This window comes from Pseudaestuariivita atlantica, from assembly GCF_001205715.1.
GTDB classification, from domain to species: domain Bacteria; phylum Pseudomonadota; class Alphaproteobacteria; order Rhodobacterales; family Rhodobacteraceae; genus Pseudaestuariivita; species Pseudaestuariivita atlantica.
On record NZ_AQQZ01000002.1, the window covers coordinates 350,514 to 375,705 of the forward strand.

Sequence of the window (25,192 nt, forward strand, 5' to 3'; positions counted from 1 at the left end):
CATGGCGGCCACGGTGATCGACGGGAAAGCGTTCGCGGCGAATGTGCGCGAGAAGGTGGCGGGCCACGTGTCGCGGCTGAAGGCGGATCACGGGATCACGCCGGGGCTGGCGGTGGTGCTGGTGGGCGAGGACCCGGCCAGCGAGGTCTACGTGCGCAACAAGGGCAAGCAGACGGTCGAGGTCGGCATGGCGTCTTTCGAGCACAAGCTGGATGCCTCGACCACGCAGGAGGAGTTGCTGGCGCTGATCGACCGGCTGAACAACGATCCCAGCGTGCACGGCATCCTGTGCCAGTTGCCGGTGCCGGATCACATCGATGGCGATACGATCATCAACGCGATTGATCCGGCGAAGGATGTGGACGGGTTCCATATCTCGAACGTGGGGTTGCTCGGGACCGGGCAGAAGTCGATGGTGCCGTGCACGCCGCTGGGCTGCCTGATGATGCTGCGGGATCATCACGGGAGCCTGTCGGGCATGGATGCCGTCGTGATCGGGCGGTCGAACATCGTGGGCAAGCCGATGGCGCAGTTGTTGCTGGGGGATAGCTGCACCGTGACGATCGCGCATTCGCGGACCAAGGACCTCCCCGGGACGGTGCGGAGGGCAGATATCGTCGTGGCCGCCGTGGGGCGGCCCGAGATGGTCCCCGGCGACTGGATCAAGCCCGGTGCGACGGTGATCGACGTGGGCATCAACCGGATCCCCGCGCCCGAGAAGGGTGAGGGCAAGATGAAGCTGGTGGGCGATTGCGATTACGCGTCCTGTGCCGAGGTGGCGGGAGCGATCACGCCGGTGCCGGGTGGCGTGGGGCCGATGACGATTGCCTGTCTGCTGGCCAATACCGTCACCGCCTGCTGCCGCGCCAACGGTCTCGAAGAACCCGAGGGCCTGACCGCCTGAGTGCGGGCTTGACCTGTGGCGCCCGCGCGTCATCCTTGGGGTGACCGCACGGGAGGACGTCATGGGCAAGGTTCGGACCTATCGGGGCACGTCGATCGAGATCGATTTCGACATGGCGCGCTGCATCCATGCGCGGAACTGTTTCCTGAAACTGCCGCAGGTGTTCGACCCGTCGCGGAAGCCATGGGTGGCGCCTGACGCGGCGCCCGCGGAAGAGGTGGCCGCGATGATCCGGACCTGTCCGTCGGGCGCGCTGACGTTCCGGCGCTTGGATGGCGGTCAGGAGGAAGCGCCGACGCCGATCAATCGCGTGGCGGTGCTGGAGAACGGGCCCATCGCGTTGCAGGGTGATCTTGACGTCGAAGGTGAGCGTATGACGCGGGCGACGCTGTGCCGGTGCGGCAAGTCGGGCAACAAGCCCTTTTGCGACTACGCGCATGTGGATGCCGGGTTCGAGGCGACCGGGGAGCCGTCGAGCGATGCGGCGAAGGACAAGGATTTGCCGGCCGGTGCGTTGAAGGTGGCGCGCATCCCCGATGGTCCGCTGAAAATGGAAGGGCCGGTGGAGGTGACGACGGGTACCGGGCATCGGCTGGCGCGGATGGAGCGGGCGTTCCTGTGCCGCTGTGGTGCGTCGAAGAACAAGCCCTTCTGCGACGGGTCGCACAAGGAAATCGGGTTCAGCGACCCGGCCTAGACCGGGATCATCGTGCCCTGCGCGATGGCGATATGGCGGCGGGTGCCGTCCGTTTCGGCGAAGACATCCGATTGCACGATGACGAGGCGTCGGCCGGGTTTGATCACGCGGCCTTCGGCGATCAGGCGGTCGCCCGAGGCGGGGGCGAGCAGGTTGATCTTCATCTCCGCCGTCAGCACCTCGGCCTCGGCATCCATGAGCGTGAGCGCGGCATAGCCCGCGGCGCTGTCGGCGATGGCAAAGGTCAGGGCCGCGTGGCCGTGTCCGTGTTGCTGTTTCGCCAGGTCGAGGATCGGTGCGGTGATGGTGACCGTGCCATCCGCGATCGTGTCGAGTGTCGCGCCGAGGGTGGTTATCAGCGATTGGCGGGCGAAGCTGTCGCGGATCTTGCGGGCGATATCAGGCATCGAGGTACCGGGGCATCGGGAAGGCGCGGGCGCTTGGACCGGTCAGAATCGCCTGCGCGTCGGGTGCCATCAGGCGTGACAGGGTCAGGTCATCGGTGCGCAACCCGCCGGTATAGGTGCCGTAGGCGGGCAGGATGACGCGGTGGGCATCGACGAGGAAACAGGCGCGCGTGACGGTGCGGGCGCGCGTGCGGATCGCGGCCTTGGGGTGGTAATGACCTGATATTTCGCCCTTATCCGCGGTCGCGATGTGGCGGAAGCTCAGCGGGCCCGCGCGGTATTCCGCCTTGTGCTGGCCGCCAAGGTCGAGCGGGCCGGGATCGTGGTTTCCCTCGATCCAGATCCACGTGCGCCCCGCCATCAGCGGCGTGAGGCGGGCGAGGTGATCGGGCGTGAAGGCATCGCGCGCGGCGAGGTCGTCGAAACTGTCACCAAGGCAGATCACGGAGGCGGGGTTGGTGGCCGCGATGTCGGCTTCGAGCCGGGCCAGGGTTTCGGCGATCTCGTACGGGGGCAGCATGATGCCGGACCGGCGGGCGTGGCGGTCGGACTTGCCGAAATGCAGGTCGGAGACGGTGAGAATCCGCGCCTCCGCCCACCAGAGCGCGCCGGAGGGCCGCGCGGTGAGGGTGGTGCCGTGGAAGGGAAAGTCGTGGCTGCTCATGTCTGGGACAAAACAGGAACTTTGCCTTTTGTGCAAGATGCTCGCCGCGCCCTGGCGCGCGCGTCTCGCTATGACCGAGGGACAGTGTTACCACCCGACGCGCCATTGGGGTTTGCCGGGTGTGGGAGCGAGACCGGCATCCGTCAGGATGCGGTCGGCCTCTTCCGCAAGCAAGCGTTCGTTGGCGAGGCCCGAGACTGGAACGCGACCGGGTTCGAGGAAGAGAGGAGCGGCGAGGGGTGTCACGCGGTCGAGCGTGACGTGGTCGATCCGGTCCCCGACGCGCAGGCACATTTCGCGGATGCGATCGAAATCGACGAGGCCGCGCATCGCTTCATCGCGGGTGATCTGCATCAGCAGGTGGTCGGGATCGTATTTCAGGAGCGTGTCGTACAGGATGTCCGAGGAGAACGTGGCCTGCCTGCCGGTTTTCTCGGACCCCGGAAAGCGGCGTTCGATCAGGCCCGCGATGGTGGCGGACGCACGGAAGGTGCGTTTCATCACGGCGTTGCCCGCAAGCCATCGGTCGAGCCCGTTTTCGAGCGCTTCGAGGTCGAAGAGCGGCGTGGGGTCGGTCACGGCGTCGAGGCCCCAGATCAGGACGGCGTAATCGGTTGCGACAAAGCCCATCGGTGCAAGGCCCATTTCCTCCATCCGCTTGGTCAGCAACAGGCCCAGCGTCTGCATCGCGTTGCGGCCAGCGAACCCGTAGGCCACCAGTTGCGCGCGCCCGTCATGGGGGAAGCTTTCCAGCAATAGCCGCCCCGGTTCGGGCAGGCGGGAGACCTTGCGTTGCAGCGCCAGCCAGTCGCGGGTGTGGCCCGGCAGCTCGGGCCAATCGTCTTGCCCGAACATGCGCAGGATGCGGTGGCTTAGCTGGGTGGAGGTGGCGAACTTGGTACCCATGAAGGTGGCGATCTTGGGTTTCTTGTCGGCGCGGCGGGTGACTTCGACCGTGAGTTCGCGCAGGCCTTCGTAGCGCACGACCTGACCGCCGATCAGGAAGGTGTCGCCGGGGGTGAGGGTGGCGGCAAAGCCTTCCTCGATCTCGCCCAGCGGTTTGCCGCCACGGCCCCGGAAGCGGACTTTCAGCGTGTCGGTGTCCTGGATCGTGCCGATGTTCATGCGGATGCGGCGGGCGGCGCGGGGATCGCGCTGGTGCCACAGCCCGTCCCGTTCGACCAGCCGTTGCCACTTGTCATAAGCGCGCAGCGCGTAGCCGCCGGTTGCGCAGAAATCGAGGCAGGCGTCGAAGTCCGGGCGTGAGAGCGACCGGTAACGCCCGACCGAGGTAACCTCGGCATAAAGCGTGTCGGCGTCGAAGGGGCCGGCGCAGGCGGTGATCAGGATGTGCTGGCACAGGACATCGCGCGGCCCCGGTCCCGGCGGATCGCCATCAAGGTCGTTTTCATAGGCCGCTTCCAGCGCCGCCTTGCATTCCACGATCTCGAACCGGTTGGCCGGGACCAGCAGCGCCTTGGACGGCGCGTTATAGCGGTGGTTGGCGCGCCCGATCCGCTGGATCAGGCGTTTGACGTTCTTGGGCGCGCCGATCTGGATGACCAGGTCCACGTCGCCCCAGTCGATCCCGAGGTCGAGCGACCCGGTGCAGACGATGGCGCGCAGGTCTCCCCGGACCATCGCGGCCTCGACCCGTTCGCGTTGTGCCCGGTCGAGAGAGCCGTGGTGGATGCCGATGGGCAGGTCGTCGTCGTTGGCGAGCCAGAGGTTGTGAAAGAAGATCTCCGCCTGCGCGCGGGTGTTGTGGAAGATGAGCGTCGTCTTGTGACGGCGCACCTCGTCCAGCACGGCGGGGATGGCGTAAGCAGCGCCTCCGCCTGCCCATGGCGGGGCCTCGGCGGTTTCCAGCATGCGGATGTCGGGACGGGGGCCGGGGTCGGCAAAGACGATCTCGCACGGGTCGGGATGGCGGGCAAGTTGCGCGGCCATGCCTGCTGGGTCCTCGACCGTGGCCGACAGCCCGACGCGGCGCAGGTCGGGGCGCAGGGTTTGCAGGCGGGCCAGCGCCAGCATCAACTGGTCGCCGCGTTTCGATTCCGCCAGCGCGTGGATTTCGTCCACGATCACCCGTTGCAGGCCCGCGAACATGCGCGGCGCGTCCTCGTAACTGACCAGCAGGGCGAGCGATTCAGGCGTGGTCAGCAGGATATGCGGCGGGTCCGCGCGTTGCGCCTTCTTGCGGGTGGCCGAGGTGTCGCCGGTACGGTCCTCGATCCGGATGGGCAGGCCCGCCTCTTCCACCGGGGTGCGCAGGTTGCGCTTGATATCCGCCGCGAGCGCCTTCAGCGGCGACACGTAAAGCGTGTGCAACCCTTCATGCGTGCCATCGGCCAGTTCGGCCAGCGACGGCAGGAACCCCGCCAGCGTCTTGCCGCCACCGGTGGGCGCGACCAGCATCAGCGCCGGGGCCCCGGCGCGGTTCAGCATCTCCTGCTGGTGCGGGTGGAGCGACCAGCCGCGTGTTCCGAACCAGTCGGACAACGCGGGCGGAAGGGTGGGGGGCTGGGGCACCGGGCGGACCATCCTTAAAGGGCAACACGCATTTTAGATACTTCTCTGCCCCCGCGCCGCCAGTCCTAAAGGACCGATTAAGGCGATGCGCCTAGGCCGGAGAGCAGGTTTTTTAGCGGGATGAGGCTTCTCGATGGCGACGAATATCACTCAGGGGACAAGCGGCGCGGATTCGATCAGCGGTACGGCGGATGACGATTCCGTTCTCGCGAATGGCGGCAACGACACGCTGACAGGCGGCTCCGGCGTCAACGGGTTGCACGGCGGCAATGACCGGCTTGAAGGACGAACCGGGAACGACAACATCGCGGGCGACGACGGCAACGACCTGCTTGTCGGCGGTGGTGCCGGGGCGGAATGGCGGCTGGTCGATGGCGAGTGGCACTACAACGCCGCCGCGGTGAAGACCAAGGCCGATCCGCACATGGTGGCCGACGGCGCGAATGACGTTCTTTTCGGCGGCATCGGCAACGACGTTCTGCTGGGCAATGCGGGCGACGATTACATGTCGGCCGGGGACGGACGCGACCGGCTGATCGGTGGCACCGGCGATGACAGCGGGTTCGGGGGCCGGGGCAATGACGTCCTGAACCTCGGACGCGGCCGCGACTATGCCGAGGGCGGGCTTGATGCCGACGTCCTCAACGGCGGCGATGACGACGACGTGCTGTTCGGCGACCTCGCAGGCGGCAACCTCTTGTCGAACGCACCGGGCGCGACGAGCATGTCGGCACAGGCGGATGCCTCTGGCTGGAGCGTGACGCATGATCCCGATACCGGGCTGCCGCAAATGACCCAGTCGCTCGATACCGATGCGGGCAAGTCCTATACCATGAGCCTCGACCTTGCCAGCAACCTGCCGGGCGGCGCCACGGCAGGCTCGGTCGAGGTCCTGTTCGATGGCCAGGTGGTCGGGACGTTCGACGTGACCTCGGGCGTGTTCGAAACGGTGAATGTTGAGTTCGAGGGGACGGGCGCACCGGCGGACCTGACCGTGCGCAACGTGCCGACGGCAGAGGAGATCGCCAATTCCGGCCCCGAGATCGACATGACCGGCCCGATCAATTCCTACGAATCGACCCTGACGGTGAACGGGGCCGAGGTTAGCGTCGACGCCTTCGCGCCCGGCCAGGCCAACCTCTACCAGGTGATCGAGGGCCAGTTGCACGTCTTCGACGTGGAGAACGACACCTATATCGAGGTGGGGCCGGAGACCGGTTTGCGGGTCAACGCGATCGGTTTCAACGTCGAGGATGACATGATCTACGGCATCGCCAAGGCCAACGGCGTCGACGCTTTGGGCAACGCGGTGTCGGTGACCGATCTCGTGGCGATGGATGCCAACGGCGATGTCTACCGGATCGGGGAAACGCCGGTCAGCGATTACGTCGGCGATTTCGACGATGACGGCAACCTGTGGACCTTCGATTCCTCGGTGAACCGGATCACCAGGATCGATGTCGACAACCTCGACGCGGACGGCAACCCGGCGGTCGTGAATTACCCGCTGCCTGCCGACCTGTTCGCCGGGCGGACCTACGACATCGCCTACAATGCCGAGGAGAACGCCTTTTACGCCGTGGTCGCACCGTCGCAAAACGGCGGCGACGGCAAGGTGGTGAAGATCGACGTGACCAAGTTCGACGGATCGAGCGAACCGGTCATCACCGAATTGCCGATCTCAAGCTCGCTGGTCGACGGCACGATGCACGACGGCATGGTCAAGGGCGCCTATGGCGCGGTGTTCCTCGATGGTGACGGCAACCTGTATGCCGGTCTGAACCGTGGCGACCACGATTTCGACAGCAGCACCGACGTGCAGGGTGCGATCTTCCAGGTCCACATGGATTGGGACAACGGATCGGCCATGGCCGAGCAATTGGCCGAAGCGCCAGCGACCCGGTCGAATGACGGGGCGGTTGACCCGCGCTCGGTCGATCCCTTCGCCGAGGTGGATCAGACGGCGACGGTGCTGGTCCGCGATCCGAACGTGATCGTGGCCGAAGGGGGCGATGACAGCCTGCGCGGCGGCTCGGGCGATGACGCATTGCACGGCGGGTTCGGGGCCGATGTCCTGCACGGCGGCACGGGGGACGACGCGCTGCACGGTGACGAGGGCAACGACCGGATGTTCGGGAATTCCGGCAACGACAGTTTCGACGGGGGTGCCGGGGACGACCGCATCCACGACCTGTCCGGCACCAACCTGATGCGCGGCGGTGACGGCGACGACCTTCTCAGTTCCGGCAACAAGGACGACACCCTGTTCGGGGGCGAGGGCAGCGACACCTTCTATGCCCGGCAGGGCGATGACGAGATCGACGGCGGCGCAGGCGGCGACCGCATCTTTGCGGGCGGCGGTGCCGACACGGCGACGGGCGCCGCCGGGAATGACCACATCGACATGCAGGGCGGCCATGACGTGGCCGATGGCGGTTCGGGTGACGATTTCATGCTGGGTGGCGGCGGCCATGACGCAATCTCGGGCGGCGACGGCGCCGACCGGCTGGTCGGCGGCATCGGCAAGGACACGCTCGAAGGAGGCGCCGGCAACGACCACCTGTGGGGCGGCGACTGGCGCGGCGACAAATCGAGCGACACCTTCGTGCACAGCCAGGGCGGCGGCCGCGACATGATCCATGATTTCGAAGCCGAAAAGGACCAGATTGACCTCAGCGCCTACGGCCTCACATACGAGGAAATCCAGGACCGCATGATCGACCATGGCTGGGCGATCGAGATCGACCTCGAAGGGCTCGACCAGTCCGAAGCGGGCGACAGCCTGCTGATCAAGTCCGTCACGCTCGACGATCTGGACGAGGCGAACTTCATCGTCTGACCGACACGGGGAGGAAGCATCGGGCGGAGCGGCCAAGCCGCTTCGCCACGCAACACGACCGGCACAAGGGGGCAGCATGTCGGATCAGTCGAAACAGGTACTGGCGCGCACGCGGACCTTCTTTCCGCCGCTGGCGCTGTTTGCCTGCGTGACAAACCTCGCCGTGCTGACCTCGCCCCTGTTCATGATGAACGTGCTCGACCGGGTCGTCCCAAGCGGCAACCTGAACACGCTTGCGCTTCTGGGGATGGTGGCGGCGCTGGCGCTGCTCGCCAACGCGCTGGTCGAGATGTTTCGCGACCGTGCGCGCTCGCAGGCGGGCGACTGGCTGGAACGTGCCGGCGCCTCGATCATCCTCGCCGATGGTCGCCGCCGGAACCTGCCCGCGCTGCAATCGGTGGCGACCCTGCGCGGCTTTTTCGGCGGGCGCGGGGTGCTGGCGCTGATGGACCTGCCGTGGACACCGTTCTTCCTTGTCGCGCTTTTCCTGATCCATCCCGCGTTCCTGCTGCTTCTGGTCGCGGCCTTTGCCGTCCTGGTCGTGCTCGCGTGGCTGGGACAGGTCCTGACGAAGGAAGCCAAGGAACGGGCGCAGGCGGCCCGCGCCCGCGGCATGGACGCGCTTCGTCTGATCGACCAGCACGGGCCCGTGGCCGACCTCATGTCGCTGGGCGGCAACCTTGGCCAGCGGTATGCGGGGGACATCGCCGAAAGCCACGGGCTGTCGCAATCCGCGCAACGGGTGCAGGGCGGTGTCGACGCGGTGTCGCGGATGCTGCGGATGAGCGTGCAGGTCGGCACGCTGGCGCTGGGCGCGGTGCTGGTCACCCGTGGCGCGTTGACCGCCGGGGGCATGATCGGCGCCTCGATCATCCTGACGAAAACGCTTGGCATCCTCGAAAGCGTGATCGCCGTCGCGTTCGAGGCGCCGCGCCTGCGGGAGGCATGGGCCACCTTTCGCGATTTCGACCCCGGCACCACCCGCGACGGGACCGAGGTGGCCGACCTGAGTGGCGCGCTGAGTGCCGCGCAACTGACCTACCCGCGGGGGGGCGGGGCCCCTCCGCGCCTTGACCGCGTGTCGCTGGAGCTTGAACCAGGCACCTGCCTTGTCATCCTCGGTGAATCCGGGTCCGGCAAGACGACATTGCTGAACGCGCTGTCCGGGGTCGAACCCGCCCCGATCGGCACCGTATTCCTTGACGAAACCGACGTGCGCAGCCTGTCGCTTGCGACCCGCGCGCAGGCCATCGGGTTCGTGCCGCAGATGGCGATCCTGCATGCCGGCACGATTGCCGAGAATATCGCTGCCTTCGACCCGGCGCGGGACGATGCGCAGGTGCTGGCCGCCGCGCGGCTGGCGGGGGTGCACGGCCTGATCTCGGCCCTGCCCGACGCTTACGAAACCGACCTGCGCGCCAACCGCCAGCTCTTGTCGGCGGGACAGGCGCAGCGCATCGCGCTGGCGCGCGCGCTTTACCAGTCGCCGCGCTACCTGTTCATGGACGAACCCAACGCGCTGCTCGATCACATGGCGGAGCGGCAGCTGGGCGATGCCATCGTGCGCCTGAAGGCGCAGGGCGTCACCATCGTGATGACCGCGCACCGCATGGCGATTGCGAACCTGGCCGACCGGGCGCTGGTTCTCGAACAGGGCCGCGTGATCGACAACGGGCCGCGAGCCGAGATTTTGGGACGTCTCGCCAATTCGCACCGCCGCCTGCGCCTTCCCGTCACGCCCGCCGCCCTGCAGGACCTGCATGACTGGGTGCAGAACCAGTTCGTGCGCGACGGCGATACCGATTTCAAGCAGCGGGTGACGGTGATCGCGTCCGAACTGTTCGCCTTCGCCTCGGAAAACGGGCCGCAGGATGCGGGCCGCAGGCTGTTCTTCGAATTCCGCTTCATCGACGACGTGACCTGTTCGATCACGATGAGCGAGGATAACGGGGTCAGGCTGGAAGCCAAGGTGCACAAGGTGCAAAAACTGGTGGAGATGAGCCAGACGGGCGACAGCGACCTGTCGCCGGACGAGCATTCGCTGGCGACCGTCATCCAGCTTGCCGACATGTTCGAACATCGCGTGCATGAAGGCCGACAGGCCTATTTCGCGCGGATCATCCACGACACGCCGCCGTCGGAAAAGGTGCACTGAGATGGCAGGCGACGACCTTGCCCGCCCCCCCGTCGCCGTCACGCGAAACCTCTATGCCGCCGGATTCGTGCTTGTCGGCTTTCTGAGCGCGGCGCTGATCTGGGCCATCGGGGCCGAGATCGCCACCACCCTGCGTGTGCCGGGATCGATCAGCCCCAACGCGCCCAGCCACGGCGTGCAGCACCCCACGGGCGGGCGTATCGCGGCGGTACATGTCTCCCTGCATCAACAGGTCCGCGCGGGGCAGATCCTGTTCGACCTCGACATGTCCGAGGCCCGGTTGCGCCGCGCCTCCCTGCGCGCGACCGCCGAGGCGCTGCAGGCCGAGATCGCGGCCGCCGACCTGCGGCTTGGTGCGGAGGACGTGACGCAGGTTGCGCCGCCCCTCGGGACCAGTGCGGTGACCGAGGCTTTCGCGCAGCAGGACGCGCAACTGCGCGCGCAGATCGCCGCGCAGGACGCCATCGCGGACGCGGCAGAGGCACAGCTTCGCGTGCTGGGCGCCCAGTCAGATCTGCAGGAAGAACTGCTTTCGGTGGTGGAGGCGCGGGCGGCCAAGACCGGCAGCCTGCGGGACCGGGGGCTTGCAGCGGACACGGTGGTCGAAGAGCTGGAGCAGCGCGCCTTGCAGCTGCGTGTTTCGGAAACCTCTGCCGAAGCGCGCATGCGCGCGCTGGCAGGGCAGGTGCGGGAGGCGCGGTTGCAGGCCGGGCTGGTCCGCCAGGCGCGGCGGCAGGCGCTGGCCGACCTGAAGCTTGCGAACCTCAAGCGGCTGACCGGGATCGAGGGCGACATCGCCCTTCTCGAACTGCAGATCGACGGTGCGCGGGTTGCCGCGCCGGTGGATGGCCAGATCACCGACCTGCCGGTGGCCGTCGCGGGACAGGTGGCCCGGCCGGGGCAAACGCTCGCCACGATCTCGCAGCCCCTGCAGGCGCCGGGGATCGACCTGAAGGTGCCGGTTCGCCTTGCCGACCAGGTGCGCGTGGGACAGGACGGCTTGCTGACAATCGATAGCCTGCCGCAACGCTCCGCCCCGATCCTGCGGGTCAAGGTGACCAGGCTGGCGGCGGAACCCGTCCGGGACGAGGCGGGCACAGCGCAATTCTATACCGGGGCAGCCGAACTTTTCGCCGATGACGTGGCGCTTGCCCGCGACACGCTGGGCGCGCGGTTCCAGCTGGCGGTGGGCATGCCGGTGAACGTGGCACTGAACGGGGCCGAGACGACGCTTTGGTCCTACCTCACGGCACCTTTCGCCGCGATGTGGAAGGGCGCGTTCGAGGATTGAGCGCGGCAACGATCTTCGAAGATCGTTGCACGGCGCCGTCCCGTGCGTCACCCGCGGAAACCACCGGTGCGCGACGCCCGCCAAGCGCGGGACGCAAGCGGCTTCGAAGCCGCTTGGCCGCGCCAGATTACTTCACGATGGTCTCGTCCTTGACGAACATGTTCGCCCATGCGCGGTCGATCAGGTCGGGCGTCATCTGGTAGGGGATGCCCTCGAACTCGCAGATCGAGATCATCTGGTCGATCAGGAAGACCGGCTGGTAGTTGGCATAGACGTTGTCGATCGTCGGATACTTTTTCTGCAGAAGGTGGATCAGCGCCTTTTCGTCCAGCGGCATCCCCTTCTTGCGCGCGACAAGTGCGAAGATCTTGAGGAAATCCTGCTGGTCCGGGCCGTCGATCTTGATCTTGAAGAAGATCCTCCGCAACGCGGCCTTGTCGAAGATCTCGTTCGGGTGGAAGTTGGTAGAGAAGATCACCAGCGTGTCGAACGGCACCTCGAACTTCTCGCCCGATTGCAGGGCAAGGATGTCCTTCGACTCTTCCAGCGGAACGATCCAGCGGTTGACCAGCGATTGCGGCGGTTCCTCCTGCCGGCCAAGGTCGTCCACGATGAAGATGCCGCCCGTCGATTTCAGCTGCAGCGGCGCCTGGTAGGTGCGCGCGGTCGGGTTGTAGACAAGGTCCAGCATGTCGAGCTTCAATTCACCGCCGGTGATGACCGTCGGCCGCTCGCAATACACGTAACGGGTGTCGAACCGGTTCTTGCGGCGCAACACGGTCGGGTCATCCTCTTCCGCCTCGGCGGCAGAGTGCACGATTGGGTCGTAGACGGTGATGACCTGGCCCGAATATTCGATCGCGCGGGGGACGTAGATCTTGTCGCCCATCGCGTCGCGGATGCCATTCGAGATCGAGGATTTCCCGTTGCCCGGCGGGCCATACATCAGGATCGATCGCCCGGCGCCCACGGCGGGGCCCAGCTGGTCAAGCAGCGCCGGCGGCAGGATCAGGTGCCCCATGGCCGAGGTCAGCTGTTCGCGGGTGATGGCGAGGTTTCGGATCGACTGTCGCGCCACCTGTTCGCGGTAGACGTCGAGCGGGACGGGCATCGCGCCGAAATATTCCGACTGCGCCAGCGCGTCCATCGCGCGCGTCTTGCCGGCATCGGTCAGCTGGTACGCCATCTCGTTGCCGTTGTTGGCGTTCAGCGTGCCCATCGCTTCCATCAGTTTCTGCTCGCGCGCCATGTCGACAAGCTCTTGCGTGACGGGCGTCGGAAGGCAGACGGCGCGGGCCAGTTCGCTGACAAGGCTCACGTTCTTGCGGAACACGGTCTTCAGCAGGATATCCCGCATCATCACCGGCGACAGCTGCATGTCGGCCATCCGCTTGGGCGGCGGCGGAGCCATCACGTTGGTGGTTACCATGTTCATGTGCAGTCCTCCGGCGTTGTTCGACGCGCGTCCGTTATCCGGCAGCGAGGTTCAGAATTGGTGAAGTCATGCCATTGCATGACCCGGCAATACGGCAGTTTCGAGGCGTCGCGCATGCGTCAACTTCCCCATGCCGCGCCCATGCCGAGATAGGCGATAAGCGCGGGACCAAGGGCAAAGCCCATCGGAAATTTCTCGGCCGTCCAGCTTTCCCAGTCCGGGGCAAGCCGCCGCAATGCGGTTGCGCGTGCAAGCCTGTGCACGGCAAAGGCCGCAAGCGCCGCCGTGGCAAGAATCATCAGCATCAGGACCGCGTCACCCAGCGCCACGAACGGCGCCGCAACGGCCATGAACTTGGCGTCGCCCGCGCCCATGATGCCACCGGCCGTCAGCACGAAACCTATGGCGAACAGCACGACCAGATGGGAGAACCGCCACAGGTATTCGCCGAACGGCAACACGAACACGCCCGCCACGACAAAGACCGCAAGCAGTGCCAGTACGGCGTGGTTGCGGATCTTCATGGATTTCAGGTCGGTGAACGCGACATACAGGCCGATCGGCACCGCGAAGGGCAGAAACACCCAGGCCGACAGTGCCGAGATCTCCATCTCAGTTCGTGATGGTGGATTCGAGCGCGTCGAGGCTGCGCGCGGCGGCTTCGAAGTGCTGCGGATGCGTTTCCAGCGCCTCCTGGAACAGGCCGCGCGCGATCTTCTCGTCACCGCGTTTCAGCGCCGCAAGGCCCAGCGTGTGCAGAAGCTGCGCGCGTTCGACCTGCGACATCGGCACCGGCGGAAGCGTATAGTTGCCCTGCGCCCCACGCGCGAGAACGAGGTTGTTCTTGGCGGTGAACAGGCTTTGATCAGCGCGGATCGCCTGCCCGAACAGGGCTTCGGCCCCTTCGAAATCGCCGCGCGTCAGCTTGGAATAGCCCCAGTTGTTCATCACGCTCGCCGGTGTCGTGGTCAGGCCAAGCGCGGTTTCATAGAACGCGTCGGCCTTCTTCCAGTCCTGCTTGCTGTCGGCGATCATCGCTTCCAGACGGTAGCGTTTGTAGGTCTCGTGGGTGGGCGGAATGCCGTTCAGCGTCTTTTCCGCGCTGTCCCAGTCGTTGGTGCGGATATAGGCATCGGCCAGCTCGACGCTGTCGTCGTTCGTGGCGTCCTCATGCTCGGTCACCTTGGTCCATGCGCTGACCGCTTCGGGGAAGCGTTTGGCGCGGATCAGGGTGATGGCCAGGCCGCGGCGCAGCTCGATCTTTTTCGGCTTGGTGGTCAAGGCGCGTTTGAAATAGTTCACGCCCTCGTTGGGATCGGCGACCGTCAGCATGACCGAGTTCAGGTCGGATTCGTCCACGACGTTCACGTCCTGCAACTTGCGGTCGACGGTGTTTTTTCCGGAAACGGCATCACAGCCGGAAAGGGCGATCGCGCCTGTAAGACACAGGCCCACGACGATGGGGTGGCGCATTTTTGCGTCCTTTACTGCTCTGTGCCCGGACCGATCTGGGTCAGCCTTGTGGGCGCCTGCCTTTTTATCCCGTGGTCCGGATCAGGTAGTCGGAACTGCCCCGGCGCACGAGTTTGTAGTCTTGGTCGAGATCAGCGTATCCCGAATTGTCAATTTTTTCGAGCGCCAGGCGCAAATTATCCCGGATTGCGTCACTTTCGCCATTGTCGAGAGCATAGGCCCGGCGAAAGGCTTCGGCCGCTTCGGAAATCTTGCCGCGCTCCATCAGCACCACGCCGAGGTTGTTCCACAATTCCGGCCACTCCGCTTCTTCCTTCAGGGCGCGACGGAACAACGCCTCGGCCTGGTTCAGGCGGCCAAGGCCGATATTGGCGGTTCCAAGGGCCGACAGCACCTCGGGCGTGAGGCCTTCCTCGGCCCCGGCGCGGCGGAAAGCGGCGAGGGCAAGTTCGGGCTGGCCTGCCGCCATCAGGCGGTGACCGACGACAAGGCCCGGTTCGGCCGTGCCGCGCGCATCGATGTCGGGGGCGTAGACCCGGTCCTTGGACACGCCGAAGCCGCCCGATGAACAGGCGGCCAGGGTCAGTATCAATGCGATCGCCGCGAAGCGTATCATTTTTCGTTAATTCGCGAGCTGCCCGAGTTGCGTGATGCCCACCGCCGAAGGCCCGACCAGGATGATCAGAAGCGGCGGCACTGTAAGCGTCATTGTGACAAGCGTCATCTTGGTTGGCAACTTGTTTGCGGCCTCTTCGGCGCGCATCACGCGCTTGTCCCGCATCTCCTCGGCATAGACGCGCAGCGCCTCGCCGATGGATGTCCCGAATTGCTGGGACTGGATCAGCACGGTCGTGAACGACGCGATGTCCTGCACGCCGCAGCGTTCGGCCATGTCGCGCAGCACGGCGGACTTGTCCTTGCCGGCCTTGATCTCGTGCGCGACGATTTCGTACTCGTCCGCCAGCGCGGGGTAGGAGGCGTGCAGTTCGCGCGCGACCCGGATGATCGCCTGGTCCATGGACTGGCCCGCCTCGATGCAGACGAGCATCATGTCGAGAGAGTCCGGGAAGCCCTGTTCGATCTCTTTCTTGCGCTTGTCGACGCGCTTGGTCAGCCAGTATTTCGGGAACAGGTAGCCGCCCGCGCCGGGACCCAGGATATACATCAGGGTCTGCTGCATCGTCGTCTCGTCGGACTTGATGACGAGGAAGAAATAGGCCGCACCCAACGCCAGGCCGCCAAGGCCCAGAACCATCTGCGCAGCGAAATAGATGCGCACCGCGTCCTTTGTCCGGTAACCGGCGGTCACCAGCGTCTTGCGGATGGCCGAGTATTCCTCGGTGTCCTGCGGTTCGAGGAAGGTGGCGTATTTCTCCAGCTTCTTGTTCTGCTGGTTCGACCGCAGGGTCGGGCCCTGGTCCGCCGACTTGTGCCGCGCCTGGCTTTGACGGTGCAGCTTCTGCATCGGGTCGGACTTGTCCCGCATCATCATCGGGATCGTCAGCAGGACAAGCAGGACGCCCAGCGAACCGACGAGGATGATGGGGCCGAACGGGCCGAGGATATCTGTGACGAGTTCCATGTTCTGTCGCTCCTCAGACCTTGATGTTGACCAGCATCCGCATCACGACAAGGTTCGCGATGAGGAAGCCGCCGACCAGGAAACAGGCGGGGATGAAGTACGGGTGATCCAGCACGTCGTCGTAGTAATTCGGGTCGGTGACCTGGATCACGACAAGTGCGGCCAGCGGGAAGCCCGACAGGAACTTGCCCGACCATTGCGCTTCGGCCGTGATCGCCTTCACGCGGCGGAACAGGCGGAACCGGGCGCGGATCACCTTGGCGAGGCCCATGAGGATCTCGGCCAGGTTACCCCCCGATTGCTGCTGGATCGACACGGCGACGGCAAGGAAGCGCAGATCCTGCATGTCCAGCCGTTCGGCCATGTGCATCAGCGCCTCGCCCACGTCGCGGCCATAGGCGCTTTCGTCGGCGATGATGCCGAATTCGGTGGCGATCGGGTCCTCGACCTCTTTCGAGACGATGGAAATGGCCGACGAGAACGGGTGACCGACGCGCAGGGAGCGCACCATCAGTTCGACCGCGTCGGGCAATTGTTCCTCGATCAGGGCGAGGCGCTTCTTGGCCTTGCCGTTAACCCAGACGAACACGCCCGCGATGCCCATGCCGATGGACACGACCACGCGCACCGCGACCTGCGTTTCGGTGCCGATGCTGAGACCGACAAAGATCATCACCGCAAGCCCCGCCATGATCCCGATCAGCTGCGGCGGGGTAAAGGCGATGGCCGCCTTCTGTGCCCGGTCCGCCAGCATCGAGTAGAGCGGGATGGACCTGGAATTCATGTGCTGGTCCATCTCCTTGCGGAGCTTTTCCAGCACTTCCTCGCGGCCCTCGCCCTTGTCGAGCATTTCGAGGCGGCGGTTGACCTTGGAGTTCAGCGAAATCGATTTGCCGAAGGCGACAAGGTAGATCCCTTCGACGAGCACCAGCACGCCGATGAAGATCGAGATATAGATGATCGGTTCTGCAGAGAGCGTCATGGTTTACTCGGCGGCATAGGGTTCGAAGATTTGCGGCGGCAGGTCATAGCCCCACAGGCGGAAGCGTTCCGAGAAGTGCGAACGCACGCCGGTGGCGGTGAAATGGCCGATGATCTTGTTGTCGGGCGTCAGGCCCACGCGCTGGAAGCGGAAGATTTCCTGCATCGAGATCACCTCGCCCTCCATCCCCGTCACTTCGGTGATCGAGGTCATGCGGCGCGAGCCGTCCTGCAGGCGCGACGCCTGAACGATGAGGTTCACAGCCGAGGAAATCTGCGAGCGGACCGCTTTCAACGGCATCTCGATCCCGGCCATGGCGATCATGTTTTCCAGGCGCGCGATCCCGTCGCGCGGGTTGTTGGCGTGGATCGTCGTCATCGACCCGTCGTGGCCGGTGTTCATGGCCTGCAGCATGTCGATGACTTCCTCGCCGCGCGTCTCGCCGACGATGATGCGGTCGGGACGCATCCGCAGGGCGTTTTTCAGACAGTCGCGGGGGGATACCTCGCCTTTGCCTTCGACGTTGGGCGGGCGGCTTTCCATCCGGCCGACGTGCGTCTGTTGCAGTTGAAGTTCGGCCGTATCCTCGATCGTCAGGATACGTTCGCTGTTGTCGATGAAGGATGACAGCGCGTTGAGCGTGGTCGTCTTACCGGAACCGGTACCGCCCGAGACGATGACGTTGAGGCGGGTTGCGACCGCGGCCTGAAGGTAGGCGGCCATCTCTTCGTTGAAGGCGCCGAACTTCACCAGGTCGTCGATGCCCAGCTTGTCCTTCTTGAATTTCCGGATGGAGACGAGCGATCCGTCCACCGCGATCGGCGGCACCATCGCGTTGAAACGCGACCCGTCCTGCAGGCGGGCGTCCACGTAGGGGTTCGATTCATCGACCCGCCGGCCCACCGCGCTCACGATCTTGTCGATGATCCGCAACAGGTGCTTTTCATCCTTGAAGGTGATGTCGGTCAGTTGCAGCTTGCCCGCGCGTTCCACGAAGATCTGCTTGGGCCCGTTGACCAGGATATCGTTGACCGTTTCGTCCTGCAGAAGCGTTTCCAGAGGGCCAAGGCCCTTCACTTCGTCATAGAGTTCCTGCGCAAGCGTCGCGCGGTCCTCGCGGTTCAGGACGATGGACTGCTCTTCGAGCACTTCCTGGCTGATCGCGTTGATCTCGGCCCGGAGGTCCTTTTCGGACGCGTGTTCAAGCGCCGCGAGGTTGAGGTTGTCCAGCAGCGCGCGGTGCAGTTCCAGCTTGATCTCGGACAGACGCTCCTTGCGTTTCTGTTCCTTGTCTCCGGCCTCGGCACGGGCGGGTTTCAACTCGACCGGCTTGCGCAGCGTCTTGGCCGGCTCCGCCTCGGGGGCGGCGGCCTTGGGGACTTCCTTCAGGACCGGCTTGTCAGCGGGCTTGGCCCCGTCTTTCTTGTAGCGAGAGAACATTCAGGTCGCTCCTCAGGCCGCTTCGGCGTCGGTCTGGCCGACGGCGTGAATGGAAGCCGCCAGCTTCATGATTTCGCGGCGCAGCGGGTTCTTGGCCGCCGCAACGGCCAGCGGCTGGCCGTGGTCGCAGGCTTGCAGGATCGGCCGGCCGCCATCGGGCATCTGCAGGTCGATCGAGATACCAAGGCTTTCCGCCATCCGCTTGACCCGCGCCTTGCCCTGCAGGTCGGTGAACTTGGGCGCGCGGTTCAGCATGAAGCGCAGCTTGTCGAACGGCAGGCCTTCGGATTGCAGTGCGCGTTTCATGCGCAGCGCGTTCTGGGCCGAGCGCATGTCGAGCTCGATCATGGCGAGGTAGACATGGGCCGAGGTCAGGATGGTTTCCGACCACTGGACCAGCGTCTTGGGCATGTCGACGATCACGTAGTCGAAATGCTGACGCGCCATGTCGAGGATCTTTTCGACCTCTTCGGGCCCGATCATGTCGAGCGGCAAAAGGTCGGGCGGCGCGGTCAGGACCTGCACCTTGTTCTCGTAACCCACCAGCGCCTGGCCAAAGCTGTCTTCATCCATGCTGTCGATGTCCGACAGCATCTCGAACACGGCTTCGCGGCGGGTGAGGTCCATGTAGGTCGACACCGATCCCATCTGCAGGTCGAGGTCGAGGATGCAGACGCGCGGGCCGTCCGTTTTGGTCACGGTGGCCAGTTCCCATGCGAGGTTGGTGACAAGCGTCGTCGCACCGACACCGCCGGCCAGTCCCTGAACCGCGATCAGCGCGCCGTTGGCGGCGCCGGTTTTCGACAGAGCCGAGGTCGGCTTGGCCGGTGCAGCCTCTTCCCCGTCCTGCGCTGCCGGGGCAGGGGTCATGATCTTGGTGATCGCGGCCTGCAACTCGCCCTCGGGAAGCGGGTAGGGGACAAACTCGTCGGCGCCCTCGCGCAGCAGCTTGTGCAGCGTCGCGGGCTTCACGTCCTCGGCGATCAGGATCACCTTGATCCCCTTGGTCGCGGCCTTGTGGATGATGGCGCTCAACTGGTCGGCGCGGCCTTCGTCTTCCTTATCGATCGCGATGGCGATGAAGGACATCCGCTCGCCATCGGGCTGGCCCATGAAGGGGATCGCCTCGTCAAAGCCAAGATCGCCCCAGCCTTCGCCAAGCGCGTCTTCCATGTCTTCGATCAACAGGTCGTAGAGTTGCACGTCACGGCTGATGGTACAGGCCACCAGCGGATGTTCCTCCGCGCCCAGAATGGTCTCGCTCATCATGCCTCAGGTCCTCTTGCATCAGGCCCGGCAAACCACGGCGATAGGGGCGCGCCAAACTGGTCACGCGTGTCATGCCCCCGGCCGATGGCCTGTCGGACCCGTCTGACCCGCTTTTCGGGGTCATAGGGTTTCCGTCAGGCGTGAACCTGCCGGTCAAAGGCGGCGACAATTGGGCCGAAAGAGCGAAAATCTGCGGTATCTTGCGGCGGCTTAAAGGCAATTTTTACCGATATCGCAGGCATATGGCCCACGAAAAAGGGCGCCGCAGGGCGCCCTTGATGATTGGCCGGTGTTCGCCGGGGATCAGTTGCCGCCGAGCCGTCCGATGCTTTCGCGGCTGTTTTCCACGTTGGTCAGCGTGCTGGGTGCCTGCGCGCTGGTGACGTATTCGCGGTACACGATCTGCGCGTACTTGCCGTCCAGCACCATCGGGTGCGACTGCACGAAGCCCGATACCTCGGTCACGGTGCGCCGGTTGCGGCGGTCCATGTTGGGCGTGGGGATCACCGGGCGGGTTTCGCCGAACGACACCACCGCTTCGAGCCGCGAGCGGCTGATGCCCTGGCTGGTCAGGAAATGCACGACTGCCTGCGCCCGGCGGAGGCCGAGCCGCTTGTTATAGGCTTCGGACCCGACCGCGTCGGTATGGCCGTAGACCCGGAAGCGCACTTCGGGGAATTGCAGGATCCAGCGGGCCTGCTCGCGCAGCGCGTCACGCGCGCCGGCATCGAGTGTCGCGGAATTGAAGGCGAAGTTGACAGTGGTCAGCACCTCGGACGCGAACCGCTGGCCCAGGTCGAACGCGTATTGCTGTTCGCCGGTCATCAGCCCCATGTTGTTCATGGTCGCCGTGCCGAACCCGGAATGGTCATACATCACGCCCGCTTCGCGATAGAATTGCGTGTGGACCGGGTCCGACGAGCTGCAGGACGCGGCGAAAGCCACGCCGCCAAGTGCCAGATATCTCAACATGGGACCCCGCATATCGTCCTCAATCCATCACGTAGCCATATGAGCCGGTGAAATCCTGCTTGGCAACCTCTGCGGCGGCGCCTTCTTTCGGCGCACGCGTGCCGGCCTGAACGCGGCCATGCAGGAAAAGGTCCTTCTCGCTCGGCGGACGGATGCGATCCGTCGGCAGGGCCAGGGCCTCTCCGCGCGTGGGCGTCACGAGGTGCGGCGTCACGATGATGACCAGCTCGGACTGCTCGCGTTCGAACTCGGCCGACCGGAACAGCGCACCAAGGATCGGCACGTCACCCAGCCACGGCACCTGGCCGTTAAGGTCGCGGAAATCGTCCTGCAGAAGGCCCGCGATGGCAAAGCTTTCGCCATCCCGCATCTCGACCGTGGTCGAGGCCTCGCGCTTGTTGAACGAGGCGATGGTCAGACCATCCAGCGTGATCCCGTTGGTGAAGTCGATCGACGATACCGCCGTCTGAAGCTGCAGGTTGATCTGGTCGCCGTCCACCACGGTGGGGATGAAGTTCATCTCGATCCCGAAGGGGCGGAATTCGACCACGATGGCGCCGGTATCTTCGTCGCGCGTGGGCACCGGGTATTCGCCACCGGCGAGGAACCGGGCTTCCTGCCCCGACAGGGCGGTCAGGTTCGGTTCGGCCAGGGTGCGAACAACCCCTTTTGATTCAAGGGCTTCGAGGAGGACGGCAACTTCGACGCCGCCCGCGTTGAACCCGAATGCGATGGCGCCGTTGTTGGTGCTGCCATTGGGCGTCGCGCCGCCCAGCGTCGCGATCTGTGCGGTGTTGTCGATGGCGCTGTTGGTGCCACCGGCGACGCCAAGCTTGTTGTTGAAGGCGTTGCCGCCGAAGGCGACCGAGCTTTGCAGCGATTTCGACACCGACCGGCGCATTTCGGCGAAACGCACCTTCAGCATGACCTGCTGCACGCCGCCGACACTCATCAGGTTCGACACCCGGTCCGGGGCATACCGCGCGGCCAGTTCGAGCGCGCGCTGCAGCTTGGCCGACGATGACACCGTGCCGGACAGGACGATCCCGTCATTTGCGGTGCGCACCTCGATCTTCTCGCCGGGCAGGATCTGGCGCAGCCGCTCCTTGAACTCCGACACGTCGGCGGCCACGCGAACGTCGACATTGGTGATCAGGCGACCGGACGCGTCCAGCAGTGTCAGCGTCGTCAGGCCCGGTGACTTGCCCAGCACGTAAATCGTGCGGTCGCTGAGCGACGAGATGTCGGCAATCGCGGGGTTGGCGATACTGAGCTCGGCGAACGGGACGTCGCTTTCGACGACGATGGCCCTGTTCATGGGAACGCTCAGGTCGGACGATGTGCCGGACCGGACAACGCGGAGCGTTTCGGCGGCGGCAAATGGCGCAGGCGCGGATAACGCAAGCGCAAGGCCGGCAAGCGCGACCTTCAGAAATCTGTCGATTTTCATGTGACCTGCCTCTTCGATCACGCCTCAAGATGGGTCTTATTGCCCTTAGTTGGCGTCACCATGCGCGCGTTCAGCTTTTATTGCAAGATTCTCAAAGGAAAAGCCCCTTGGGCGTGTGGGTCTGGGGCAACAGCACACGTGCAAAGGGCGCAGGTCATGCCCGCGCCCTCGCCATGGATTCCGGATCGGATCAGTTGGTGCAGGGGATCTCGATCTCGACCTTTTCGGTGCCCTTGTTGACCCGCGTCGTGCAGACCTTCTTCTCCTGGATCACCTTGGCCTCGACCTGTTCCTCGGCCACGATGCCCAGCAGCTTGCGCTGGTCGACCTCGATCACCTCGGCGACGGTTTCGTCGTCGGTGCCCACGAGGGACAGCGCAAGACGGCCCGTGGCCTGCGCCTGTGCCAGCGCTGCGACCTGCTGCGGCGACACGGCCACCGTCACCGTATTGGCGATCGACGCCTCGGATTGTTCGGAGGTCGCCGTCTGGTCGATGGCGATCAGCGAGACATTGGTTTCGATCAGGCGGGTCACGTCTTCCTTTCGGCCCGCGGGATCGCTGCCGGGGGCGCGGCCCGTCCAGTAGATGTCGACCTTGTCACCGGGGCGCAGGAAGCCCGACACGCCGGAGGCCACGTCGACCTTGATCGCGAAGGCGCGCATGCCCTTGCCCAGACGCGAGGTCAGGCCGGCGTCTTCACCCGGCGCGGTGACCTTGACGGCCAGCACCGGTTCGAATTTCTCCATCGCGCGCAACGCGTAGCGCGGGCGCGTCTCGCCTTCGGCGAACAGCGGTTCCTGGTCGGTGAAAATGCCTTCGGGCAGGGCCTTTTGCGGCCACGCGACCAGCGTCACGTCCTCGGTTGTCAGCTTCTCGCCGTACTTGACCGGCTTGTTGATCACGTAGACGCCGACCGTCTTGACCGCCTTGGCACTGACCGCGCGTTCGCGCGCCAGTTCGGCCTGGTAGGCGCCGATGTAGTTCTTGGCCATGTAGACGGCGAATCCCGCAAGACCCAGTCCGATCACAAGGACCAATCCGAATACCAATCGCATGGGGTGCCCCTTTTTACCTGTTTTGGTGCCGGTACATGGCCGGCAAGCTCCGCGCAGGGATGGAGGGCAAATGCGACATTTTTCGGATCGGCATGCGGACATTTTTGCGGCACGCCGTCCACGCGTGAAAAAGGCCGCTCCGGAAGGGGCGGCCCTTTTAGTAAAAGCTGTGGTGACGACCTTAGAAGTCGTTCTCAGCGGCCACTGCGCCGCCGGCTGCTTGCATCAGGGTGTTCGAGTTGTCTTCGATGACGAAAAAGCTGATGGCCGAAAGACCAACCACTCCAGCCGTCAGAACAACCCAATCCACGGTGACAGCACCGGATTCGTCGCGGGCGAAGGACTTGATAAACGCAGTCATACTAGGGTCCTTTCAGCTAACGCCGTAACGATGGCGGGCAAGCCGGCAACACACGACGCCGCCTTGCCCGGATCTTGTCAGGCCGACTTAGAAGTCGTTCTGGCCTGCGACTGCACCGCCAGCGGCGTTGATCAGCGTGTTCGAGTTGGTTTCGATCGCGGTGTAGGCAGCGATCGCCAGGCCAACAACGGCTGCGGTCAGGACAACCCAGTCAACGGTGACTGCGCCGGATTCGTCTTTGAGGAAGTTCAGCATTTGAATTCTCCGTGTCTTCCGGCGCGCGGCCGGCAAGCTTTCAAGAAAAAGCCGGAGCCACGCTGGCTCCGGCCAAGATCGTGCGATCAGACGACTTAGAAGTCGTTCTGGCCTGCAACTGCGCCGCCGGCGGCGTTGATCAGCGTGTTCGAGTTGGTTTCGATCGCGGTGTAAGCTGCGATGGCCAGGCCAACAACAGCGGCGGTCAGAACCACCCAGTCAACGGTAACGGCGCCGGATTCGTCTTTGAGGAATTTCATCATGGTCTTGGTCTCCAGTAGGATCATTGCTCAGGTAACCGTTTCCGGGATTGTGTGGATCGGCCTCTCACTTCCGATCCGCCCGTCGCGGTATGAGCGCAATTAGCCGGGCAAATCAGGCACCAGTTTGACCGCATTGGCGCGATTCCTGAAAATTCGACTTTTCTTACGTTCAGATTTTTAACCTACTGAAAGTAATGATAATTTTTTTCGCCTTTTGATGCCTATGGCGGGTTTTGGCATGGGGCATCGGTCAAATGTGGCACAGATGCCCGAGTTCTGATCACTAATGCTGGCCCGATTAAGCGATTTTTGCGATATTGGAACCAATAAAGAGAAAAATCTCTGAGGCAGAGTTTGGACATGACCCCGCGCAGCATCCTTGCGGCACTGTGTGCCCTGTTTATTGCCGCCACCCCCGGCCTTGCCGAGGCGCCCGAACCGTTTCCCGACTTCAAGGCCAAGCGCGTCAAGCCGCCGAAACCCGGTGCCGCGCGCCGGATCACGGTGCAGATCGAGCCGCGGGTCGCTCCCGCGGCCCCCGCGCCGTCGGCAGGTGCCGCGCCTGCCACCGGTGCGCTCAACTGGTACTGGCAGGCGGTGTCACCGAAACTGTCGGACAGCGGGCCCGGCCGGCTGGAGACCGCCTTGCGCGCGCTGTCGAAGGGTCCCGGCGGGGCGCAGGTGCCCGCGCCGCGGTTGCAGGTGATGCAGGATATTGCCGAGGCGCACGGGATCGAGCTTTTGAAGTCGTCCATCGGCACGCGGGTCTCGCCTGCCTTCGCGCTTGCGGTGATCGCGGTAGAATCGTCGGGCCGGGCGGATGCGCAATCGGGTGCGGGCGCGCAGGGGCTGATGCAACTGATGCCCGCGACGGCAGAGCGGTTCGGCGTCGATGACAGTTTCAACCCCGCGCAGAACATCAAGGGCGGCGTCGCCTTCCTCGACCTCCTGATGGAGAAGTTCGATGGCGACCCGGTTCTGGTGCTGGCGGGGTACAATGCCGGCGAGAACGCGGTGACCAAGCACGATGGCGTGCCGCCCTTTGCCGAGACGCGGGATTACGTGCCCAAGGTGCTGGCCGCCTTTCAGGTCGCGCGCGGCCTCTGCCTGACGCCGCCGGAACTGGTCACGGACGGCTGCGTCTTCCGCGTCGCGTCGCGCTGA

Annotated in this window: 23 protein-coding genes; 6 read left to right on the plus strand and 17 right to left on the minus strand. The window is 64.9% G+C overall.

The genetic code is table 11. From position 1 onward, the window contains the following. The first annotated feature begins 1 nt into the window (after position 1). A complete protein-coding gene (gene folD / locus ATO11_RS05220; protein ID WP_050529778.1) occupies positions 2-904 on the plus strand; it encodes a bifunctional methylenetetrahydrofolate dehydrogenase/methenyltetrahydrofolate cyclohydrolase FolD in 903 nt (300 codons plus the stop codon). A gap of 61 nt (positions 905-965) precedes the next feature. Then, entirely contained in the window at positions 966-1,601 is a 636-nt protein-coding gene (locus ATO11_RS05225; protein ID WP_050529779.1) for a CDGSH iron-sulfur domain-containing protein, read from the plus strand. On the opposite strand, the gene ATO11_RS05230 is transcribed toward ATO11_RS05225, so the two are convergent. The 3 genes from ATO11_RS05230 to ATO11_RS05240 all read right to left on the minus strand — a co-directional run bounded on the left by ATO11_RS05230 (position 1,598) and on the right by ATO11_RS05240 (position 5,204). Then, positions 1,598-2,008 carry a PaaI family thioesterase gene (locus ATO11_RS05230; RefSeq protein ID WP_050529780.1) on the minus strand — a complete coding sequence of 137 codons (411 nt, stop codon included), beginning with the start codon at positions 2,006-2,008 and terminating at the stop codon, positions 1,598-1,600. The genes ATO11_RS05225 and ATO11_RS05230 overlap by 4 nt on opposite strands. After that, positions 2,001-2,672 (minus strand): ligase-associated DNA damage response endonuclease PdeM, encoded by a 672-nt coding sequence (gene pdeM, locus ATO11_RS05235; RefSeq protein WP_050529781.1) that lies wholly within the window; start codon positions 2,670-2,672, stop codon positions 2,001-2,003. The genes ATO11_RS05230 and pdeM overlap by 8 nt, the downstream gene beginning before the upstream one ends. Before the next feature lie 87 nt (positions 2,673-2,759). Continuing rightward, positions 2,760-5,204 (minus strand): ligase-associated DNA damage response DEXH box helicase, encoded by a 2,445-nt coding sequence (locus ATO11_RS05240; RefSeq protein WP_242601358.1) that lies wholly within the window; start codon positions 5,202-5,204, stop codon positions 2,760-2,762. Positions 5,205-5,337: 133 nt separating this feature from the next. Between ATO11_RS05240 and ATO11_RS05245 the strand changes: the two genes are divergently transcribed. The 3 genes from ATO11_RS05245 to ATO11_RS05255 all read left to right on the plus strand — a co-directional run bounded on the left by ATO11_RS05245 (position 5,338) and on the right by ATO11_RS05255 (position 11,489). Next, complete coding sequence (locus tag ATO11_RS05245) at positions 5,338-8,043, plus strand: calcium-binding protein (RefSeq protein WP_050529783.1); 2,706 nt, start codon at positions 5,338-5,340, stop codon at positions 8,041-8,043. 76 nt (positions 8,044-8,119) lie between these two features. Then, on the plus strand, positions 8,120-10,198 hold the full coding sequence (locus ATO11_RS05250; protein WP_050529784.1) for a type I secretion system permease/ATPase: 2,079 nt from the start codon (positions 8,120-8,122) through the stop codon (positions 10,196-10,198). 1 nt (position 10,199) lies between these two features. Next, on the plus strand, positions 10,200-11,489 hold the full coding sequence (locus tag ATO11_RS05255) for a beta-barrel domain-containing protein (protein WP_050529785.1): 1,290 nt from the start codon (positions 10,200-10,202) through the stop codon (positions 11,487-11,489). A gap of 127 nt (positions 11,490-11,616) precedes the next feature. Here ATO11_RS05255 and ATO11_RS05260 read toward each other — a convergent pair whose 3' ends face one another. The 14 genes from ATO11_RS05260 to ATO11_RS22085 all read right to left on the minus strand — a co-directional run bounded on the left by ATO11_RS05260 (position 11,617) and on the right by ATO11_RS22085 (position 24,028). After that, positions 11,617-12,924, minus strand: a complete 1,308-nt coding sequence (locus tag ATO11_RS05260) for an ATPase (protein WP_050529786.1) — start codon at positions 12,922-12,924, stop codon at positions 11,617-11,619. 119 nt (positions 12,925-13,043) lie between these two features. After that, positions 13,044-13,535 (minus strand): prepilin peptidase, encoded by a 492-nt coding sequence (locus ATO11_RS05265; protein WP_050529787.1) that lies wholly within the window; start codon positions 13,533-13,535, stop codon positions 13,044-13,046. A 1-nt stretch (position 13,536) separates the two neighbouring features. Continuing rightward, positions 13,537-14,397 carry a tetratricopeptide repeat protein gene (locus ATO11_RS05270; protein WP_050529788.1) on the minus strand — a complete coding sequence of 287 codons (861 nt, stop codon included), beginning with the start codon at positions 14,395-14,397 and terminating at the stop codon, positions 13,537-13,539. 64 nt (positions 14,398-14,461) lie between these two features. Continuing rightward, positions 14,462-15,013, minus strand: a complete 552-nt coding sequence (locus ATO11_RS05275) for a tetratricopeptide repeat protein (RefSeq protein ID WP_050529789.1) — start codon at positions 15,011-15,013, stop codon at positions 14,462-14,464. A 6-nt stretch (positions 15,014-15,019) separates the two neighbouring features. Continuing rightward, positions 15,020-15,979, minus strand: a complete 960-nt coding sequence (locus tag ATO11_RS05280; RefSeq protein WP_050529790.1) for a type II secretion system F family protein — start codon at positions 15,977-15,979, stop codon at positions 15,020-15,022. Positions 15,980-15,992: 13 nt separating this feature from the next. Then, positions 15,993-16,961 carry a type II secretion system F family protein gene (locus ATO11_RS05285; RefSeq protein WP_050529791.1) on the minus strand — a complete coding sequence of 323 codons (969 nt, stop codon included), beginning with the start codon at positions 16,959-16,961 and terminating at the stop codon, positions 15,993-15,995. Positions 16,962-16,964: 3 nt separating this feature from the next. Further along, positions 16,965-18,401: a TadA family conjugal transfer-associated ATPase gene (locus ATO11_RS05290; RefSeq protein WP_050529792.1), complete on the minus strand. Its 1,437-nt coding sequence runs from the start codon at positions 18,399-18,401 to the stop codon at positions 16,965-16,967. 12 nt (positions 18,402-18,413) lie between these two features. Beyond that, positions 18,414-19,667 carry a CpaE/TadZ family protein gene (locus tag ATO11_RS05295; RefSeq protein WP_050530040.1) on the minus strand — a complete coding sequence of 418 codons (1,254 nt, stop codon included), beginning with the start codon at positions 19,665-19,667 and terminating at the stop codon, positions 18,414-18,416. Between the two features lie 306 nt (positions 19,668-19,973). Further along, positions 19,974-20,642, minus strand: a complete 669-nt coding sequence (locus ATO11_RS05300) for an OmpA family protein (protein WP_082176165.1) — start codon at positions 20,640-20,642, stop codon at positions 19,974-19,976. A gap of 19 nt (positions 20,643-20,661) precedes the next feature. After that, a complete protein-coding gene (locus ATO11_RS05305) occupies positions 20,662-22,092 on the minus strand; it encodes a type II and III secretion system protein family protein (RefSeq protein WP_050529794.1) in 1,431 nt (476 codons plus the stop codon). Between the two features lie 190 nt (positions 22,093-22,282). Further along, on the minus strand, positions 22,283-23,149 hold the full coding sequence (cpaB, locus tag ATO11_RS05310) for a Flp pilus assembly protein CpaB (protein ID WP_050529795.1): 867 nt from the start codon (positions 23,147-23,149) through the stop codon (positions 22,283-22,285). Between the two features lie 181 nt (positions 23,150-23,330). Continuing rightward, positions 23,331-23,510, minus strand: a complete 180-nt coding sequence (locus ATO11_RS05315; RefSeq protein ID WP_050529796.1) for a Flp family type IVb pilin — start codon at positions 23,508-23,510, stop codon at positions 23,331-23,333. A gap of 87 nt (positions 23,511-23,597) precedes the next feature. Continuing rightward, entirely contained in the window at positions 23,598-23,765 is a 168-nt protein-coding gene (locus tag ATO11_RS22080) for a Flp family type IVb pilin (RefSeq protein WP_165586935.1), read from the minus strand. A gap of 95 nt (positions 23,766-23,860) precedes the next feature. Further along, positions 23,861-24,028 carry a Flp family type IVb pilin gene (locus ATO11_RS22085; RefSeq protein ID WP_165586936.1) on the minus strand — a complete coding sequence of 56 codons (168 nt, stop codon included), beginning with the start codon at positions 24,026-24,028 and terminating at the stop codon, positions 23,861-23,863. Between the two features lie 360 nt (positions 24,029-24,388). Here ATO11_RS22085 and ATO11_RS05325 point away from each other — a divergent pair, with 360 nt between their 5' ends. Beyond that, positions 24,389-25,192, plus strand: a complete 804-nt coding sequence (locus ATO11_RS05325; RefSeq protein WP_050529798.1) for a lytic transglycosylase domain-containing protein — start codon at positions 24,389-24,391, stop codon at positions 25,190-25,192.